This window comes from Pontibacter locisalis, assembly GCF_042684605.1.
GTDB lineage: Bacteria > Bacteroidota > Bacteroidia > Cytophagales > Hymenobacteraceae > Pontibacter > Pontibacter locisalis.
Window position 1 is genome coordinate 441,342 of sequence record NZ_JBHULU010000021.1, and the last position, 19,695, is coordinate 461,036.

General features: G+C 44.0%; 17 protein-coding genes. 5 read left to right on the forward strand and 12 right to left on the reverse strand.

Annotated features, from left to right (window positions below):
* Positions 1-6: 6 nt before the first annotated feature.
* The gene (locus ACFSRY_RS15855; protein WP_377509894.1) at positions 7-546 is read right to left on the reverse strand and encodes a CopD family protein; all 540 of its coding nucleotides are present in this window, start codon (positions 544-546) and stop codon (positions 7-9) included.
* A gap of 192 nt (positions 547-738) precedes the next feature.
* Here ACFSRY_RS15855 and ACFSRY_RS15860 point away from each other — a divergent pair, with 192 nt between their 5' ends.
* Together ACFSRY_RS15860 and ACFSRY_RS15865 are read left to right on the forward strand one after the other, a co-directional pair.
* On the forward strand, positions 739-1,857 hold the full coding sequence (locus ACFSRY_RS15860; protein WP_377509897.1) for an alanine racemase: 1,119 nt from the start codon (positions 739-741) through the stop codon (positions 1,855-1,857).
* Between the two features lie 3 nt (positions 1,858-1,860).
* The gene (locus ACFSRY_RS15865) at positions 1,861-2,688 is read left to right on the forward strand and encodes a glycoside hydrolase family 25 protein (protein WP_377509899.1); all 828 of its coding nucleotides are present in this window, start codon (positions 1,861-1,863) and stop codon (positions 2,686-2,688) included.
* A gap of 70 nt (positions 2,689-2,758) precedes the next feature.
* On the opposite strand, the gene ACFSRY_RS15870 is transcribed toward ACFSRY_RS15865, so the two are convergent.
* Positions 2,759-3,802: a hypothetical protein gene (locus ACFSRY_RS15870; RefSeq protein ID WP_377509901.1), complete on the reverse strand. Its 1,044-nt coding sequence runs from the start codon at positions 3,800-3,802 to the stop codon at positions 2,759-2,761.
* A 76-nt stretch (positions 3,803-3,878) separates the two neighbouring features.
* Positions 3,879-5,708, reverse strand: coding sequence for a glycosyltransferase family 2 protein (locus tag ACFSRY_RS15875; protein ID WP_377509904.1), 1,830 nt, complete (start codon positions 5,706-5,708; stop codon positions 3,879-3,881).
* A 192-nt stretch (positions 5,709-5,900) separates the two neighbouring features.
* Here ACFSRY_RS15875 and ACFSRY_RS15880 point away from each other — a divergent pair, with 192 nt between their 5' ends.
* From ACFSRY_RS15880 to ACFSRY_RS15890, 3 genes are all read left to right on the forward strand, one after another.
* Positions 5,901-7,238, forward strand: a complete 1,338-nt coding sequence (locus tag ACFSRY_RS15880) for a glycoside hydrolase family 2 TIM barrel-domain containing protein (RefSeq protein ID WP_377509907.1) — start codon at positions 5,901-5,903, stop codon at positions 7,236-7,238.
* A gap of 241 nt (positions 7,239-7,479) precedes the next feature.
* On the forward strand, positions 7,480-8,235 hold the full coding sequence (locus tag ACFSRY_RS15885) for a nucleotidyltransferase (protein ID WP_377509910.1): 756 nt from the start codon (positions 7,480-7,482) through the stop codon (positions 8,233-8,235).
* A 231-nt stretch (positions 8,236-8,466) separates the two neighbouring features.
* A complete protein-coding gene (locus tag ACFSRY_RS15890; protein ID WP_377509913.1) occupies positions 8,467-9,534 on the forward strand; it encodes a fatty acid desaturase family protein in 1,068 nt (355 codons plus the stop codon).
* A gap of 79 nt (positions 9,535-9,613) precedes the next feature.
* Here ACFSRY_RS15890 and ACFSRY_RS15895 read toward each other — a convergent pair whose 3' ends face one another.
* The 9 genes from ACFSRY_RS15895 to ACFSRY_RS15935 form a co-directional block, all read right to left on the reverse strand.
* The gene (locus tag ACFSRY_RS15895; protein WP_377509916.1) at positions 9,614-10,096 is read right to left on the reverse strand and encodes a DUF4126 family protein; all 483 of its coding nucleotides are present in this window, start codon (positions 10,094-10,096) and stop codon (positions 9,614-9,616) included.
* Positions 10,097-10,244: 148 nt separating this feature from the next.
* Positions 10,245-10,505: an acyl carrier protein gene (locus tag ACFSRY_RS15900; RefSeq protein ID WP_377509919.1), complete on the reverse strand. Its 261-nt coding sequence runs from the start codon at positions 10,503-10,505 to the stop codon at positions 10,245-10,247.
* 119 nt (positions 10,506-10,624) lie between these two features.
* Positions 10,625-13,804 carry an efflux RND transporter permease subunit gene (locus tag ACFSRY_RS15905; RefSeq protein ID WP_377509923.1) on the reverse strand — a complete coding sequence of 1,060 codons (3,180 nt, stop codon included), beginning with the start codon at positions 13,802-13,804 and terminating at the stop codon, positions 10,625-10,627.
* 159 nt (positions 13,805-13,963) lie between these two features.
* Entirely contained in the window at positions 13,964-15,016 is a 1,053-nt protein-coding gene (locus ACFSRY_RS15910; RefSeq protein ID WP_377509926.1) for an efflux RND transporter periplasmic adaptor subunit, read from the reverse strand.
* A 21-nt stretch (positions 15,017-15,037) separates the two neighbouring features.
* Complete coding sequence (locus tag ACFSRY_RS15915; protein WP_377509929.1) at positions 15,038-16,384, reverse strand: TolC family protein; 1,347 nt, start codon at positions 16,382-16,384, stop codon at positions 15,038-15,040.
* Between the two features lie 73 nt (positions 16,385-16,457).
* Positions 16,458-16,919 (reverse strand): GbsR/MarR family transcriptional regulator, encoded by a 462-nt coding sequence (locus tag ACFSRY_RS15920; RefSeq protein WP_377509932.1) that lies wholly within the window; start codon positions 16,917-16,919, stop codon positions 16,458-16,460.
* A gap of 313 nt (positions 16,920-17,232) precedes the next feature.
* A complete protein-coding gene (locus tag ACFSRY_RS15925; protein ID WP_377509935.1) occupies positions 17,233-17,421 on the reverse strand; it encodes a hypothetical protein in 189 nt (62 codons plus the stop codon).
* 344 nt (positions 17,422-17,765) lie between these two features.
* A complete protein-coding gene (locus ACFSRY_RS15930) occupies positions 17,766-18,215 on the reverse strand; it encodes a hypothetical protein (RefSeq protein WP_377509939.1) in 450 nt (149 codons plus the stop codon).
* Positions 18,216-18,564: 349 nt separating this feature from the next.
* A complete protein-coding gene (locus ACFSRY_RS15935; RefSeq protein ID WP_377509942.1) occupies positions 18,565-19,590 on the reverse strand; it encodes an SDR family oxidoreductase in 1,026 nt (341 codons plus the stop codon).
* Positions 19,591-19,695 lie beyond the last annotated feature (105 nt).

Consider the following 19,695-nt stretch of genomic DNA (forward strand, 5'->3'; position numbering starts at 1 on the left):
GTTAGCTTATTTGGCTTCCCGCAGGCGCTTGTATATTCTTATCGCCAGCATCAAAACGGCAGAAAAAACAAGTAGCCCGATGATGCCCCATAGCATACTGAGCGAACTCTTCAGGACAACCAGAAAAACAATACTGATCAGGAAAAGGGTAGCAACTTCGTTCCAAATACGCAGCTTTGTGGAGCTATACCTGATAACGCCCTGCTGCTGTTGACGGAAGATTTTATGGCAAAGGAAATGGTAAGCATATAGCCCGGCAACTAAGGACAACTTCCAGATCAACCAGCTAGGGAAGGGGTCGTATAGCCCCAGAACATATACAATAGAGGAGCCAAAAATTAGAGTAAGCACTGCTGAGGGCCATGTAATGCCATACCACAGCCGCTTTTGCATAATAGAGAATTGCTTTTGAAGTATAGATCTCTCCGGTTCCGGTTTTTCTGCTGCTTCTGCATAGTAGATAAACAGGCGGACAATGTAAAAGAGACCGGCAAACCAGGTTACAACAAAGATGATATGCAATGCTTTAAAGTACAAAAAGCTCATGGCGGCAATGGTGTTTCTACAAAGATAAGTTGAAATGTTTAATTGCCGGAAGACATAAGTAGTTATTACATATTTGGCCTGGACTAACGCCTTCAAGTTACTTTTGTCACTCAAAGTCGTTGTTGTGCTAAGCGCATTTGCTTAAAGATTTTTATCTTCACGTGATTTACAACTACATCATGCTTTCTGCACATGAAGATTACTGTACCTACTTTACTTATTGATAAAGCCAAAGCGCTCAACAACATCCACAATATGTTGGAGAAGGCGAAACGGAACAATGTGCGCCTGCGTCCGCATTTTAAAACGCATCAGTCTGCGCAGGTAGGGGAGTGGTTCAGAGCGGCAGGAGTGGAGGCGATCACTGTTTCTTCTGTCCGGATGGCAAAATACTTTGCAAAGCACGGCTGGAAAGAAATTCTAATTGCTTTCCCTGCCAACGTGCTTGAAATTGAAAGTATAAACGAACTGGCCTCACGCATAAAGCTGCACCTGGTGGCTGTGAACATAGAAACGGTGGAAGTGCTGGCCAAAGAATTAAAACACCCCGTAAAGCTTTGGTTAAAGATCGATACCGGTTACCGCCGTACAGGTATCATGGCACACGATCATGCCGATATTGATCGTATCTTAACCAAAATTGAAGCATCTGCTAATTTGAGCTTTGAAGGTTTCCTGGTGCACGACGGGCACACGTACAAGCAGACGGAACTGGATGCGGTTCAAACTATACATAATACCACCGTTTACCTGCTGCACCTGCTCCGGGATCGTTATAAAAAGAAATTCCCGAACCTGCAGCTCTCCCTCGGTGATACGCCATCCTGTAGTATGCTGGAAAACCTGAAGGGAGTAGATGAGATTAGACCTGGGAATTTTGTCTTTTACGACCTTACACAGCAACGAATCGGCTCCTGCAGTTTTGAAGATATTGCTGTTTGCATGGCCTGCCCAATCGTTGCCAAACACCCTGAGAGGCACGAGATTATTCTGTACGGGGGCAGTGTGCATTTCTCTAAAGATGTGCTACTCCAGGAGGATGCCACTTCCAGCTATGGAAGGATAGTAAATTTAAAGGGAACAAGCTGGTCTGAGCCCCTGGAAGGAATTGACTTAGTTTCTCTTTCACAGGAACATGGAATTGTGCGGGCTTCTCCAGAATTGTTCTCAAAGTACCAGATAGGCGACCTGATGGGGATACTGCCGGTACACTCCTGCCTGACAGCTGACCTTATGCGAGGCTTCCGCACAACTGAGGGCGAAGCCATTGAGCATCTTTCCGGTATTCCAGAGCAGGAGTTAACCTTCTAAAAATTGAAAAGAAAAATTAGTTGGAAGGGAGAGATGGCTACCACCAGGACAAACATAAAGCAAATCCAGCGGCCAAAAAGCAGGAAAAAAAAGAAATCCAATACTCCATCGCCATGGCGCTTCTGGATAGGTGTTGGTGTTCTGGTTCTGCTTGTATTATTGGTGCTGTACATAGAGTTACTTGTAGAAAAGCCACGACCAGTATGGCCTGAGGGGCATTCTGTGTATGGTGTGGACGTGTCTCATTACCAGAAGCAGGTAGACTGGGCTCAGGTAAAAGAAAATGAAGTGACTTTTGCTTTTATCAAAGCAACAGAGGGAGTTACGCTGCAAGACAGAAAGTTTGAGGAAAATTGGGAAGGCGCGGAAAAAGCCGGAATAATTAAGGGAGCGTATCATTTTTATCTCCCTTACTTAAATCCAAAGGAACAGGCAGCTCACTTTATTTCAAAGGTAAAACTTAACCCCGGCGATTTACCCCCCGTGCTTGATGTGGAAGTGAGAGGAAAACGGCCGGCAGAGCAGTTTCGGAAGGATCTTAAAGTATGGCTGGATAGAGTAGAAGCGGCCTATGGGGCTAAACCCATCATATACACAGGGTATAAATTTTATGTTGATTATCTTGCCGGGCACTTTGATGACTATCATCTTTGGATTGCTCACTACAAAGTTTCGAAGTTAAGGCTTGAGAAGGATGTTAAAACGAAGCTAGCCTTCTGGCAGCACACCGATGGTGGTGTGGTTAAAGGAATTGAAGGAGTAGTAGACTGTAATGTTTTTTACGGTAGCATGCGCGAACTACGGAGCATCTGTATAAAGCCAGAAGAGTAGAGAAATAGAACGAATAAAAAAGGAGGCGCAGCATTAGCTGCGCCTCCTTTTTTATTCGTCTGACAGACTTCTAAAATCTGTCGGAGCCTCTTTCTCTGTCGCGGTCGAAACTGCGGTTGCGGTTTCGGCTGGCAATATAGTTTTTGTCTTTATTTGTATCGAAGCTGTGATTCGGATCATAATCGTAGTCACTGTCCGGGTGCTGAATACGGGTGTTCTCCGTATCACGGGCATAAGTTGGGTTAGGGTATGAGCTGTTGCTGCTTCTACCATAAGGTTCTCCATAGCTCATGCTGGAGCTACCACGATCGTAGGAACCCATGGAGCCATAGTTGCCGGAACCATAGTCTCTGTCAGAGGTTCTGTTGTAACCGCTTCCCATGTAGCTGCCTTGTGATCCTCCATAGTTAGAGGAACCATAGTTGTCTCTGTCCCTATCACTGCTATAGCTGGAGCCACTACTGTAACTGCTGCGGCTTGTGCTGTCTCTGTCAGAGCGATCACGGTCACTTCCGTATCTTCCGCTGTAACTTGATCCGCTGCTGTATCCTGAACGGGACTGATCTCTGTTTCTGTCAAAGTGATAGCTACCCTGGTCTGACCCCTGGAACCTTCGCGAAGTATCAGAGCCATACAAATCTGGGTTAGCATCGTGTTTGAAGCCTGAGCCATGACTATCATAATCACTCTGATAGCCGTAGGAGCGGCTTCTGCCTGATTCCTGATCACGGTTGCGTGACATAGGGGAGCCCATACCGCTTACATAACGGTATGCCGATCCGGAGTCGTCCTGGCGCTGAGAAGGACTTCCGCCTCTTGCCGAGCCGAAGCCTTGTGCGCCACCATAGCTGCCCATGTTGCCATAGTTGCGGGATGTGCTGTATGTATCATCCATGCCGCGGTTGCTCACATTACGTGAACCACCCATTTCATTGCCTTGGTTTCCCCAGGTGCCACTGTGGCCTTCATCTCCGTAACCACCTCTGGCGGAAGAACCATAGTTGTCGAAGCGGTAATCATTGCTTCTCTCCGGATGTCTGAAACGTTCTGAGCGATGTGTTTGGTAACCGCTTTGCTGGTTGCTGCCGTAGCGGTCTGATTCGTTTCTGTTCATAGCTTTCGTGTTTTTATAGTTGATAAAAGTGTTTTACTCCTTTATCTAAACGAAAGCATCCGGTGTGGGTTAGGTTCTATTTTTTTAAGTTCGTGTGGTTATAGCTTTTGCTGATCTTTTCTGAGTGAGAAGGAGTTGCAAGGTCAGGTATTTTGCTTCTGACAACAGCTGCTTTAGCCGGAACAGCATTCCAAAAAACTATAAATTCATCTTTTGCAAAAGTAAATCCGGCAGAAATTATGAAGGCAATGGTTACGACAATTATCGCTACGCTTCGGATGCCATCATAAAAGCCATGGCGTGTACGCCAAATAAGCATCCGAACCGGTGAAAGGATAGGCTGGAGTAGGGAGGCATGTACAAAGTTCTTTCTCACCCAGGCTATAAAGCTTTCCTGGCCTATTAGCACAATGGAGCCAAGTATGAATACATTGGTAAGTGCAAAAACTGCCATCATCTGCACATAAACATTATTGTACACGTTGCCATATTTATGCTGGCTATAAAAGATTGCACCTATACTTAGCAGGCAAACAAGCAAGTTTGGCAGGCTCAGCAGATAATTGTTCTTTGGTTTATCATCTTTAGGTGTTGGAATGTAAGGTACTTTAACACGTAAAATAGAATAGACAAGGCCTAACGTAAAAATCCACCAGGTGCCTGTGCGTAAGATACCTCCAAAGAGGTGAAACCCATTCTCATTCTTTTCATGAAACCACCGCTGCGCAAACTGCCTAATACAGACAGAAATAAACATAAACGGCATAAACATCAACAGGAATTCTCCCAAAGACACATACCAGGGGAATTCAGCCAGTACCAGTGCCGCAACAGGAATCAGAAAATCAATCAGGTTAAAAACACCGAACAAATAGTACAGGGGTAAAGTGAAGTAATGTACTTTCTGGCGTAGTGTAAAGTGGCGAAAGAGCTTCGGGTATACTGCAAAAAGAAGTTCGAATGTGCCACGTGCCCATTTTATCTGCTGCTTATAGTAAGACCCAAGGGTGGCAGGAACAAGACCCCTGGTCAGGATCTTTGGTACGTAAACAGACTTCCATCCTTTGGCATGCAGCTGCATGGCCGTATGCATGTCTTCTGCCAAACCGGCAGCATGGCCGCCAATACTATCTAACGCTTCGCGGCGGAAGGTGCAGTTAGCACCAATTGCCTGTACTGTGCCATAGCTGTTCATGCCCATCATCATCGGACCATAAAAGCTGTAGGTTTGTTCGGCAGCCCCATAAGCAACAAGACTTTCCTTTCGGTTGCTATATGCCTGTACTACCTGCACAAACCCAATTTCCGGATTTTCAAAATATGGAAGAACTTCATCTAAAAATTCCGGCTCCGGTACATGGTCCGGGTCTAAAATCAGGCAGATGTCTCCGGTTGCCTGTTTCAAAGCATTATTTATGTTACCTGCTTTTGCATTGATCTTATCGGTGCGGGTAACATGAACTACTCCCAGGCGTTTGCATTGCGCCTTAAGGTAAGGGTCATCGCCTTCATCACATAAGTAGGTGGTGTGCGGGTACCGGATACGCTGGATTGCTTCCAGTGTATTCACTATCATGCTATGCGGCTCACCAGGGCAGAAAGTGGTGAGTACATCTACTTTATAAGCTGTTTTGAGGGTCGGCTTTTGAGGTACACTTACTGAATAATAATGGTACCACTCATGCAGGGTACGTAATAACTTAAAGCCTAGTGCAGTTGTCAGAAGCCAAAATAAGGGTGCATAGCCAATGTGGTCTTCATCGATAAACCAATATAGGAACATCCCCATGCAAACCAGCCCCATTACGATCATAACTCTGATCGTAAGCACATCCCTTCGCTTAGGTGTCTGTTCGAGGGGAACGAGCTGCGGTTCTTTTTGGAGATCGGAATTGTAAAAAGACATCTGTAGGGTGATTTTAGTCAGTTTTAAGCCTCACTTCGCAGGATCATCCGGCAGGAAAATATTTTATCAACTATAATGAATGTGTGAACATATAAACCTTGCCTTCGTACCTATACTTACTTAGAACCTAAAGGTTGGAGCTCACCAACAATTAAAATTCACTATATAAATATAGTGTTATTTTTTCACCCTATGATTGAATTAAAGTTACCTCTTCGAATCTTTTCTTATCTCCTGTTTCTTGTAATCGCTGTCTCCGGGTCGGGCTGTTCTCCTAAAACTCCTGATCAGGACAAGTATGTCTCCAAAAGCAGGACAGTAGAAGTGGTTAAAGAAGGAGATCGTTTTGTGCTGTACAGAAATGGCGAGCCTTATTTTATAAAGGGTGCTGCAGGATATGATTATTACGATAGAGTAGCCAAATATGGAGGTAACTCCATACGTGTGTGGCATACGGATGATGCGCAGCGCATATTGGATGAGGCACATAAGAATGGGTTAACAGTTACCCTTGGACTGTGGATGGCCCGGGAAAGGGAAGGATTTAATTATTATGATAAAGAGATGGTGGCGCAACAGCGGGAAGAGCTGAAGCAGGTTGTGTTAAAGTATAAAGACCACCCCGCCCTGCTTATGTGGGGCATAGGAAATGAGCTGTACGCCGAAGGGTCCAACATCAAAGTATGGAACGCTGTAAATGGCGTGGCCGAAATGATTCATGAAGTAGACCCAAATCATCCAACCACTACAACTATCATGAACGTGCCCTTTAAGGTGGTGAACCTTATTGCAGAACGTTGTCCGGCTCTGGATGTATTGTCCATTAACTCCTTCGGTAGCCTGCATAACTTATCAGAAGAATTAGCCAAGACAGATTGGAAGGGACCCTACCTCGTTTCGGAGTTCGGTGCAAGAGGATATTGGGAGTCGTACTATACCTGGTGGATGGCACCTATTGAACAAACCAGCTCGGAGAAGGCAGAGTTTGCACGGCAACGATACCAGGAAAGCATTTTAAATAACAAAGAGAGGTGTTTAGGGTCGTATGTGTTTATGTGGGGCAACAAGCAGGAAACCACATCCACCTGGTTCTCTATGATCAATGAAAAAGGAGAGGAGACAGAGCTGGTTCATGTGATGGAGGAATTGTGGAGCGGGAAAAAGCCAGAAAATAACTCTCCCTATATCGCTTATCTTAAACTTGATGATAGGTTTGCTTATGACCATATATATCTAAAACCAGAGCAAAGTTACCAGAGCGCTGTGTTTGCCTTTGACCCCGACCAGGATTCTCTCCACCTTGAGTGGGAGTTGCTACCAGAAACGGAACACCATGACGGTAATGCTGAGGAACAGGTAAAGCCAGAGCCTTTGAAAGGCTTAGTGAAATCAACAGAGAAAAACAAGGTTTATTTTCAAACACCCAAGCGGGAGGGAGCTTACAGGCTCTTCGTTTATGTGCGTGACGGTAACAATAACCTGGCTACAGCAAATGTTCCTTTTTTTGTCACTCATAATCCGCTGCATTAAATTATAACTTATAAATATCCAATTATTCCATTCGGCAGAAAAACCAGTTCTAAGATCACTTTGCCAGCAATTCCCGTTGATGCGTTAAATTTTCACAACCTACTGGTGTTTAATTAAGTAAAAGTTTCTATTCGGGCATAGTTAGAGTAGTACAAATTTACCTGTTGTATGAATAGCTTAGTAAGAGCTTCAGGATGTATGGGCTGTGCCTGTTTGTAAGAACCTGAAATGAAATAGAATAATGGCAAAAGTGATAGAATTAAAAGACGGGATCCACCAGCAAAAGGCCCACGACTTTTATAGGGAGGTCTTGACCATACTTGCAGATAGCAAGATAGATTTTTTGGTGGGAGGAGGATTTGCCCTACGCTTATATACCGACATCATGCGCGACACCAAGGACCTTGACATTTTCTGCAGGTCCGGAGATTGTCCCTCCATATTGAAAGTTTTTAAGGAGAATGGCTATGATACAGAACTGACCGATGCCAGGTGGCTTGCGAAAGCTATCTCCGGTGAAAATTTCATGGACATCATCTTTAACAATCCGGGCAACCATTGTGCAGTGGATGACGGGTGGTTTGAGCGTTCGGTGAAAAGCGAGTTGTTGGGCGTAAAGCTGAGAGTTATACCTGCAGAATCCCTTATTTGGTCAAAACTCTACGTGCAGAACAGAGAACGGTACGATGGCGCTGATATTAACCACATTATTTTGAGGTACGGTCAAAAATTAGACTGGAAATGGCTTTGGGCACACATGGAAACGCATTGGCAGCTCGTTATGGCCCAAGTTCTTTCTTTTCAGTTTGTGTACCCTTCAGAGCGGGACCTGATACCTAAATGGCTGTTTGATGAGTTGATGAAGAGAGCTCAGGAGCAGTATGATATGCCTGTTCCTGTAGAAAAAATATGCAGAGGACCCTTAATTGATCAGACACAATATGCCCCAGATATTACGGAGTGGGATTATAAAGTGGTAACCATCCGTTCGGTGTGATTTACCTGAATTAAATCAGTAACTTATTTGAGGCACAACTGTTGCAATAGATAGCAGGAACAGTACCAGGCGATAGCTTGATTAAGGTATACCGCTAAAGATCTACGTGAAGTACCGGCAGGCAAGGCGAAGCAGGTAATTCTTTAAAAATATATGTTACCTTTATACCCTGTATACTGTGCTCATGTACCAACGCCTTAGAACAGATTTATTATTGATTACTTTTTTTATATGATAGCCCCAAAATTTAAAGCTCAAAAAGATTCTTTTCATGCTGAATTGAAGAGGAGAATAAACGATTATTTCCAGCAAGAGGGAATCTCCACCACAGGAAACTATAAATTATACATTAAAGCCGCTGTCCTACTTGGGGGGCTATTGCTGCTCTATACGCACCTGGTCTTCTTCACACCTCCTGCCTGGTTAGCTCTGCTTGAGTGTGCCATGCTTGGTGTTTTGACTGCAGGTATTGGTTTCAATGTTGTACACGATGGCTCTCACGGTAGCTTTAGTAAGAAGAAGAAACTGAATGAGATGGCAGGTCTTTGCCTCAACGTTTTAGGTGCCAATGAATTCATGTGGAATACAAAACACAATGTTATTCACCATGCTTACACCAACATTGATGGAATAGATGATGATCTGGATGCCGGTCCATTTTTAAGGCTTTGTGAAACACAGAAGCTGCGAAAGATACACCGTTATCAGCATTTATATTTTTGGGCAGCTTACTCTATGCTGTTCTTTTTCTGGGTTTTCTTTTCGGACTATCAGAAATACTTTACTAAGAAAGTAGGGGCAATGCCATTAAAGAAGATGAAGGCATCTGATCACATCAGTTTCTGGGCTTTTAAGGTTTCTCATGTTGTATTTTTCGCTGTGTTGCCCATCATAACGGTTGGTTTTTTACCATGGTTGATCGGTTTCCTGGTTTATGGTGTTGTCGTTGGCTTTGTAATGAGCATTGTATTCCAGCTTGCGCACACGGTACGTGAGACCCATTTTCCAGTGGCAGAAGAAACTACGAATAGAATGGAAGATGAGTGGGCAGTGCATCAGTTAAAGACCACCGCAAATTTTGCCACAAATAACAAGCTGGTAACCTGGTTCTCTGGGGGGCTTAATTTTCAGGTTGAGCATCACCTTTTTCCAAAGATCTCTCATGTGCATTATCCTGCCCTGAGTAAAATCGTTGCGCAGGCATGTGCTGATTTCAATATCCCTTACCACAATATACCAGGTATGCGCATGGCAGTTGTTTCGCATGTGTCGTATCTAAAACAGCTTTCAAGGGCTTAATAAAGTAAGAAATTACTTCTCATAAACACCAAAGCCACTCTTCTTAGAGTGGCTTTGGTGTTTATGAGAAGACTATGTATTAGCTTTTTGTTATGGCAAGGCCGCTGCTTAGCATCAGAGCGTCTTCTATAGCACCACTAAAGGAATCAGGAAAGCTCGTGTGTTCAGTTACCGTTTTCCTTAGATAAAAGCTTCCGTAGGTAGCTGCTACTGCTGCCAATGCTCCTAATAAAGCACCCTTTACCGCTTTATCCTTGTTAGCAGTGAAAAGAGTAGCTCCCACTACCGCACCAGATGCTGCCCGGATGAGGAGTGATGGAGGAGATATTCTGTCCGGTATTCTTGGAATCTTGTCGCCAAGCATTTCTGTAGCCGCCATTAATTTCAAGCCTGTGGAAACAGGTCCGGATTGAAGATAGTGCAAGGGACTATGGGACAAGTGTGCTGTTGGTATTTTACTTAATTCGTTACTTAATATGGCTGGAGCTGACATTGCTCTCATTCCTGCCACGGCTCCAAGACCAACTGTTTTCCATATATAATTATCCTGATCGTATAGCATAAATATTTAGTTTGTTTCTGCTGTATACGATAATTAGAAGGATGGTTTATGCAGCACATGGTGCTAAAGGTAAAGGGAGGGAGGCCTATTTAAATTAAAAAGGGAGCTAGCAATATTGCTAGCTCCCTTTTTAATTTGACTCTGGTTGTTAACACGCCTGATTTAAATTTTGCTTGAAAATAAAATCAACAAAATCATCAACAGTATAAACAGGCACATCGTCTGGTATATAAACATTGTAGGTTCTTTCGATTTCAAGAATCACATCAACTACATCCAGGATGTCAAAGTTAAGTTCCGTTAGATCATTAACTTCATTTAGTTTTTCAGGGCTGATTCTTTTTAGCGAACTAATAAGATGTACTACTTCCTGTCTTATGGATTGAGCAGATAAATTTGTGTTACTCATAACGTTAAAAATAAAAGGTAGGGGCAGGTGTAGAAGCACTATGCATTCAAGTTGCTTAAATCCTGCTTTCTCGGAACTGTTATGCTACTGTCAGGAAGTAGCACAACAGTTCCAAATTTTTAATAAGCATGCACGTGGTTCATTTTAGCTTCTTCCAATTCCTTTGTCTCGTGTTCTAACTCTTCCATGCTCTTTTCTTCGAGTTCTATTTTAGTCTTTTTATCTAAACCGAACCTGGCCAGTACCCTGTCGAAACCATAGTAAATGATTGGCACTACGATCAGGGTCAGGAACATGGAGGAGCTCAAACCACCAATCAGGGCCCAGGCCAAACCGTTCTTTGTAGCCGCTACCGAACCACCTGCCAATGCAATTGGCAACATACCAATCACCATGGCCAGCGTCGTCATCAGGATTGGACGGAAACGAATACGAACAGCTTCAATCAACGCCTCCTTCACTTCCACGCCTTCATCTTTTAGCTTGTTGGTAAAGTCCACTACCATAATCGCGTTCTTCGCTACCAGACCGATCATCATGATGATACCAAGGATAGAGAAGATACTTAGTGACTGTGCAGCCAGCGCGAGCGCGAGCAAGGCACCAATGATCGCCAAAGGTATGGAGAACAGAACCACCAGCGGATACACGTAAGAGTCGTAAAGAGCCACCATGATCAGGTACACGAAAATAATCGAAGCGAGCAAGGCAATACCTAGCGTACCGAAACCTTCGCTTTGGTTCTTCAGGTTACCGCCAAACTCGATGCTGACATCGGCAGGCATGTCTACTTCAGCGATCTTCGCCTGTATGTCGGCACCTACTGAACCAGACGGACGCCCGATTACCTGTGAGTTCACGTTAACGGAAGTTACACGGTTGTAGCGCTCCAACTGCGAAGGGCCAGTAGACTGCTTTATATCAGCGAACTGCGCCAGGCGAACTATTTGACCTTTGTTGTTCACGAAAGACAGATTACCGATGTCGGTTACGCTGCGGCGGTCGAATTCATCTAAACGGATGTTGATGTCGTAGTCTTCGGTACCGGAACGGAAGGTAACATCGTTGTTACCGCTGAAAGCCAACTGCATACTTGCCCCCACGTTCTCCAGCGACAGGCCAACGTTTGCCATTTTATCGCGGTCCACTACTACTTCAATCTCTGGGTTACCACCTTCTACTGACATTTCCACGTCGGCAGTACCTTGCACGTTCTCCGTGATAGCCATCACCTGCTGCGCGAATGTCATGACAGAGTCCAGGTTAGAACCAGAGATGATGAGCTGGATCGGAGCCTGAGCAGTACCTACCAGTCCTACCGGCACCGGCGTTACTTCCACGTTCGGTAGTTTACTTTCGATGTCTGCCTTGGCCTGGCGGCTGAACTGTTCTGTGCTGAAGCCACGCTCCTTCACATCTACCAGCGTTACCGAAACGTCCGCTTTGTAGGCCGTGTTCTGACCAGCCTGTGCCGATGACGTAGTACCTACTGTGGTAAATACTTTCTTTACTTCCGGTACAGCTTGCAAGTACTCTTCCACCTGCTTGGTGGCAAAGTTTGTTTGCTCAACTGTTGCATTCTTCGGCAGTTCCAGCTGTAAACTAACCTCACCACGGTCACCGGCAGGTATAAACTCCGAACCTATAAATCCGAACGGCACTAGTGCGAACGAAGCGATCAGCATCAGGAACGTTACGCCAAGCGTGATGAGTTTATGGTTAAACGCCCACTTCAGCACAGCTGTAAAGCCATCGATGATTCTATCCAGAAAGCGCTCAAATGAAAGTATGAATCTGCCGAAGATGTTCTTGTCTGAAATGTGCTCCAGGCGCGAGAAACGGCTGGCCAGCAATGGAATCAGGGTAAAAGCAACGAACAATGAGATCATCGTTGCAACCGCTACAACCACAGCAAACTGACGGAGGATGTCGGACACCAGGCCCGATGAAAGCGCGATCGGGATAAACACGACCACAATTACCAATGTAATGGATGTTACCGTCGCCATGATCTCGCGGATACCATCGTAGGCAGCCTGTGCCGGCTTTTTACCCATTTCCATGTGGCGGTGAATGTTCTCGATCACCACAATGGCGTCGTCAACAAGTATACCCACCACCAGCGAAAGTGCCAGCAAAGACATCAGGTTAAGCGAATAGCCCAGCAGGAACATAGCAATGAAAGTTGCCACTAACGAGGCCGGAATAGAGATCATCACGATCACGGCATTACGCAGCGAGTGAAGGAACAGCAACATCACCACAGCCACAAGTATAACCGCAATCACCAGGTCGTGCATTACCGAGTCAGCAGCTTCCAGTGTAAAGTCAGAGGAGTCATTGGCAATGTTAAAAGTTAAGCCCTGATCTGCATAAGTTTGCTCCAGTTTGGCAAGCGCTTCTTTTGTGAGACGGCTTACTTCCACGGCGTTGGCATCAGACTGCTTCTGAATGGTGATACCTACCGAAGGGGTCGCGTTGACACGGGTTAGCACTTCCACGTCCTTCTGCGTATCCTGTACTTCGGCTACATCGGCCAGTCGTACAATACCATTCTGGTCTTCACGGATGATCAGGTTACGCAACTGTTCCAGCGACTGGAACTTACCAGCCAGACGGATCTGTGTCTGTCCGCTTTCCTGCTTTATCTTGCCGGTAGGGAAGTCTAAGTTGGAGTTGCGAATCTTTTGCTGCACCTGCAGGATAGAAAGGTTATAGGCCTCCAGTTTGTCTGCGTCTATGTTTACTTTTATCTCCCGCTCCTGACCACCAAGAATTTTAATAGCAGCCATACCCGGTACACGCGATAGCTCCGGCTTGATCTTCTTATCGATCAGATCATAGAATTCAGTAGCTGACATGTTAGCCGTTGCACCCATCTTGATAATCGGGAGGTCGTCGAAGTCGAACTTGTTCAGGGTTGGTGAATTGGCATCGTCAGGCAACTTCGATAAAATGGTGTTGATCTTACGCTGAGCGTCCTGTAAACTCAGGTCTACATCGGTTCCCTGGTTCAGCTGAATGGTGATGATTGAAAAGCTCTCCAGGGAGGTACTTTTCATTTCCTTCACGTTCTCCAGCGACGATAGTGCATCTTCAATTTCTTTTGTTACCGAATTCTCTACTTCGTTAGGCGAAGCACCCGGGTAAATGGTACTGATGGTAAGTACTGGAGGGCTGAACTTAGGTAACAGCTCATAGTTCAGCGATTGGTAGCTGACAATACCAAGTAGCGTGAGAACGGTAAACACCACCACCACCAGAGTTGATCGCTGTATCGATAATTTTGTTATGTTCATTTCTAATTGTTCTAAAGAAAAGAGTTTATGCTATTCAATAGCGCGAGTGTCTTCGCTCGTGTTTATTATAGTGTGCCTCTGGCCACTTTAGACTACAAACCGGGCCAGAGGCCCTGCTATAGCTCGTCACGAGCGTAGACGCTTGCGCCATAAGGGCTTTTACAGCACAGACACTTTGGTGCCTTCTCGTAAGTTAATTTGTCCGCTTTGAACTACTTTTTCGCCAGCCTGCAAACCTTCCAGTATCTCTACTTTATCCTGTGTTACAGTTCCTGCTTTTACAGGACGAATGTAAGCTTTGCCGTCTTTGATCACGTAAACACTTGGGTTCTGAATGCTGCCAACTATGGCCTCGCGTGGTAACAGTTGCGCATCGCGCTGAGCGGCAACATCGAAGAAAGCGGTTCCATACATGCCTGCTCTCAAATTGTTAGCAGCGGAATTTTTTACTTCCACTTCCACATCAAACTTGAGAGTAGGGTCGGCTTGAGCCGCGATAGCGGTTACCACACCCTCATATTCCTGACCAGAGCCTGCATCTGCTTTCACAGTCACTTTATCCCCTTTGTTAATCAGGAGAACTTCGCTCTCGTTTACTTTTACTTTTAGTTTCAGCTTATCCACGTTCACGATGTCGTACAGCCTTGTGCCCGGGTTCAGGAAAGACCCGACTTCTATATAGATCTCATTAATCTCGCCGCTGATAGGTGCCGTAATCTTTGTCTTGTTCAGGCGCTGACGGGCAGCTACCAATTGTGCCTGTGTAGACTTTGCAGCTAGCCGTGCGTCTTCTAATTGCCTTTGGGTGATGGCCTCGCCCGCTGCCAGATTTTCAAATCGCTCCAGGTCTCTTCTTGCTTTTTCAGCATTGGTTTGGGCCGTAGCAAGGTCGGCTGCCATGGTGTTGCTTTCTACCACCGTCAGCAGTTCACCGGCTTTTACCTTATCTCCTTTTCGCTTTAACACGTTCTTTATCTGCCCTTGAGTCTCCGATAACAGGGTTAAGCTTTGAACAGGTGCAAAATTGCCTTGTGCAGTAAAAGACTTATCCAGCCTTTCAGTTTTAACTTCAGTAATTGTAACCGGAATGGCATCACTTTTTATCTCTGCCACTGCTGCCTTTGCCGCCATTTGCTCTTTATTGCTCATCAGTTTAAAACCGATGGCTCCCAGAATAGCGATAACAACTACGATATAAATAACCTTCTTCATTTTAGTCTTTAGATATATGTCTTACTTAGTGAGTGTTTCTAATTCTCCTTTAGCTTTCAGGTAGTTAAGCTGGGCTAACTGTAATTTCAGCTTTTCATTATTCAGGTTGGTCATAGCCTCGCGCAACGCTGTTTCTGCATTTAAAAGGTCGCTAAGAGGTGCTAAGGCTTCTTTGTACAATTGATTGGTAGTCTCGTATACTTCCTGGGCCAATTCTACATTTATCTGCTGTGTGCGGATGTTGCCCTGACTGTTCCCTAATTGGCTAACTGCGTTGTTTAGCTCTAATTGAGTATTCTTGTTATACTGCTGTATATCCAGGTCTAATTTGCTTAGCTCTACCTCGCGTTGTTGCACCTGCGCTCTTTTCCGAAGACCATCAAATACCGGAATGTTTACTTGCAGGCCAACATTTGCATTAGGAAACCACATAGCGTCCGGGTTAAACAACTTATCGTTGTATTGCGACTGGTAATTATAGTTACCAAAAGCAGCAAGCGAGGGATAGTAGCCAGCTCTGATGTTTTCAATCTCAAGCGATTTCAGCTCCCTTTGCTTGTTCAGGATTTTGAACTGCGCACGCTCCTCTGCTACTTCTACCGCAAGCGAAGGATCGCCTTCAATTAATCTCTCATCCGCAGCACCTGCCAGTACTATAGGTTGCTCTAACGGCATTCCCATAAAGAATTTCAATACATCCTGTTGTTGCTCATAGGCTGTCTGCAGTGTTTCCTTCTGATTTTCCAGGTTTAACCTGTTTACCTTTATCCGGTTTACATCTACTTTTTTTACCAGGTCATTCTTATACTGTAGTGTAAGAATCTTTTCCAGTTGCTCTAGCTTCGATAGGTTGGCATTGATGCTTTGGAACTGCTCCTTCGTTTGAAGAATCTGGTAATATGCGCTGCCTACGTTATAAATCACATCTTCAATGGCCATCTCTTTGCGGATTCGATACAGATCTTCTGCACTTTTAGCTGCTTTAAGACCTACAAAGTATGATTTGTTGAAAAGTAACTGTGAGACAGATAAACCAGCCTGCATATTGTAATCTGTACCAATCGGAAGAACAACAGGTCCAGTACCTTCTTTATTGAAGGCTGCAGGCAATACCATTCTGGACTTTTCGATCACGTTTGTAGCCGTGCCCTTGATATCAACCTGAGGTAACCCTGCACTTCGCGCTTCTTTGATCTGGTACCTAGAACCTATTTCATCATAAGAGGCTTTTTTAACAGACTCATTGTTTTCTAAGGCATAGTTAATGGCCTGCTGTAGGTTCAATTCCTTTATGCCTGGCTGCTCCTGTGCGAAGGCAGGCATCATGAAAAGCACCATCATGCCAACAAGTAAGCGTTTCTTTATCACGGTTTATTTAGTTAATATATATATAGTAAAAGTTAATTAGTTCTGAAATAAAAGAACTAAATTGTCAAAAAAATTACCTTCTGCTTTTTTCCCACTTTTCAAGCAACACAGGAAGTTCCTGTTGCATATACTCCAGAAAGTCTACGAATTCTGCAAGGCAGCTATTAAACTCCGATGACTTGTCAGACCGGGTTTCCATCACTTCTTTTAAAAGAATTTTAAAATTGATGATATTATTGAAACGCTTTGTAAGAGAATCACGCCAGTTAGACGTTTTCAATCTGAAGTAACGTTTTCTATCCCCTGCAAAAGTTATATATTCCACCGGACCTGTTTCAATCAGCAGATTCAGTGCAGTACTTGTTGCGCTTTTGCTTATGTTCAGCGTTTCACGTATCTCGTCAAAAGTAAGCTCAGGCCTATCCGATACAAACATCAATCCCATGATGCGGCCTGCAGCGGGTTGCATACCAAGCTTCTCATGGAAGATGCCTATCTTCTCGATCAGTTCTTTCTTTTGTTCTGTCAGATTCATTTCTTACTTCTTGTCGTTCCATTAAAGAACAGTACAAAGATATATTTAGTTCTTTTGGTTCGCAAGTAAAAGAACTAAATATTTTACTGAATGATTCATTGTAAATATACTAAAAAAACAATTTTAAATAGGTAATCATAGCATAGGAGGGAGAGGAATTTCAACAGCTTGTTAGCATGACTGTTTTGCTATCCTGCTGTAAGGAGGTTTATTTAGTCCATAATTACCTACTGCACCCCCTGACTTAAAAAATATCAAGGGGCTTCTGTTGAGGGAGCCCCTTGATGTTTGAAAGTTTCCTTCAATTTCAACTTTACTCCAGATTCTGTTTGACAATGTAGTCGACTACGTCGTTAACAGTAAATATCTGAGCATTATCTGGTATATAAATGCTGTAAACCTTCTCTATTTCAAATATGATGTCAACCATGTCCATCATATCGAGGTTCAGTTCATTCAGTGTATTAGCCCTGTCTAATTTTTCAGGACTTACTTCCTTCAAAGAACTTATAACATTTATAACTTCTCGTCTAATTGACTGGGCTATTAAATTTTCTGTATTCATAACACATGAAATTTTATGTGTAGTTTCTACTATTATAATGAGCAGGGAAAGATTGTATTATTTCTTTCTTATTACTAATAAACTCTAAGCTTTCGCTGGTAAGCTATGTATAAATCTACTAAACTCAAAAAAATAATAATAAAGAATCGAGCCGCAGGATTTTAAGATATATGGTATAAACTAACAAAGCCTGTGCCAGGCCTCTATTCATGTACTTTTTGTTATGGCCAACCTGATCAGAGGATAGAAATTGGAAAAAGGAGAAGGTGTAAAATATTGGGCTAGTCAACCTTCTGGGAAGAGTCACCGAAAGAAGGAAGTGTATAGTATAACCGTTTTGGAACCAACCAGGCTTTAGCTTCTTCAACGGAACCAAAAAATTCCACGCCTATTATTTTGCCGAATATTCTGTATGCCTTCTCCCGAAGCATACTGGCAATAGTTCTTGACTGTTGCTTCTCAGGACGGACGATGGCCAAATGCTTTAAGGGGCTTTGTGCAAGTATAAGTGCAAATACTTCTGTTGTCCACTTTTGGTCCTGCATGTCTATTTCTTCCAGGCGTAAAGATTCATGTAACCAGAGTTTTATCTGGTTATTATGAATAGCCTCTGCTACATGCAAGAGACCTTCCCTGTATTGGCTACTGGTAAAGGGACCTTTCCATTTGCTGTAAAGCAGCTTATGCTCCGGATCAATCCCGTACGTTATCAAAAGCGGTGAATTTTCCATGACTTTAACTTTTCAAACTGCTGCAATATTAAGCCATCAGAACAAGAACAATTTACGCACCAACTTACATGAATTTCAAGCGTTAGCCGGTGTTTTTTTCTAAAGTAATAATCCCTTGATGTATCCCGATATGAAATTACATTTTTCAAGGTTTACCAACTGTAACTTAGGTGCTTAGCTTTAAAAGGGTGAGGAGGAGTGCTGTACGTTGTCCATTAGTGAGAAAAGCGTTTACCGTATTTCCACTTATTAGACAGATTGAGACAGAATAGCTACATAAAGTGTACGAAAACAAAGAGCACACTGGCCATTGAACCGGTGTGCTCTTTGCTTAATGTTATAATACATGTTAAACTTCGTCGTTCATCCACTTTTTCGCGGCCATTGTTCCCAAAACTACGCCACCTAACCCTAAGATACCGGTAAGTATTTTGTTCTTATTTTTACTTAACCAGAATTCAGGACTGAAATCTGTCGATTCACTATCGAATGTACCGTGAGCACCATGATCACCCGGAATTGGTTCCCATAAGTTGTGCTTGCGGTTAGGATCTTCGGGCTGATCTGTTTGCTGACCTTTAAAGGCCGTTTTGGATAAAACATAGTCTCCTAACTCAGGGGCAATTTTGTCACCAACAATGGCCTGCACCGTCGGGTATCCCACATATATTTCTCTCCGATCGTTCTCAGCAGCAAATACTATAGCTTCCGCTGCTACTTCTGGTTGAAATATTTTGCCCATAGGCCGAGGCTTATTTGGCAGCCGTGATTTTACGAAACCAAACTGAGTGGTATTCATGGCCGGTAACTGCACCATGCATACCTTAACCTTCGTCTTATCATGCAGGAGTTCAGAACGTAAGGAATCAAAAAAGCCTTGAATGGCATGTTTAGAACCACAGTAAGCCGACTGAAGAGGTATACCTCTGTATGCTAGAGCTGAACCCACAAAAACTATAGAGCCGCGATTACGCGGCAGCATTCTTTTCAGGGCAGCCAGTGCGCCATAAACCTGACCGAGGTAAGTTACTTCTGTCACACGCTTGTATTCTTCCGGCTGCATTTCTTTTACAGGACTGAAAACACTGTTCATCGCGTTATTCACCCACACGTCTATTTCGCCGAGCTCTTCTTCTATTTTTGATGCAGCATCTTCTACAGCCTGTGCATCGGCTACATCTACCTGTACATACACCGCTTTACGTCCCATTTGCAGCACTTCTTTCTTTGCGCCTTCCAGTCCCTCAAGACCTCTGGCAATCAGGCCTACATCATAGCCGTTCTTGGCAAATTCCCTTACGCAGGAGCGCCCTAAACCAGCCGATGCTCCCGTTATTACTACTACTCCTTTTCGTTCATCTGTATTTGTATCCATAGTTCTTATTTTGTACGGCTCAACCTTTTGTTTGCTGATGTTACGCTGTCGCAGGAAAGTTTGTTATTCAGGGTAACTGGAGAGTACGATACCATGAATTAGACT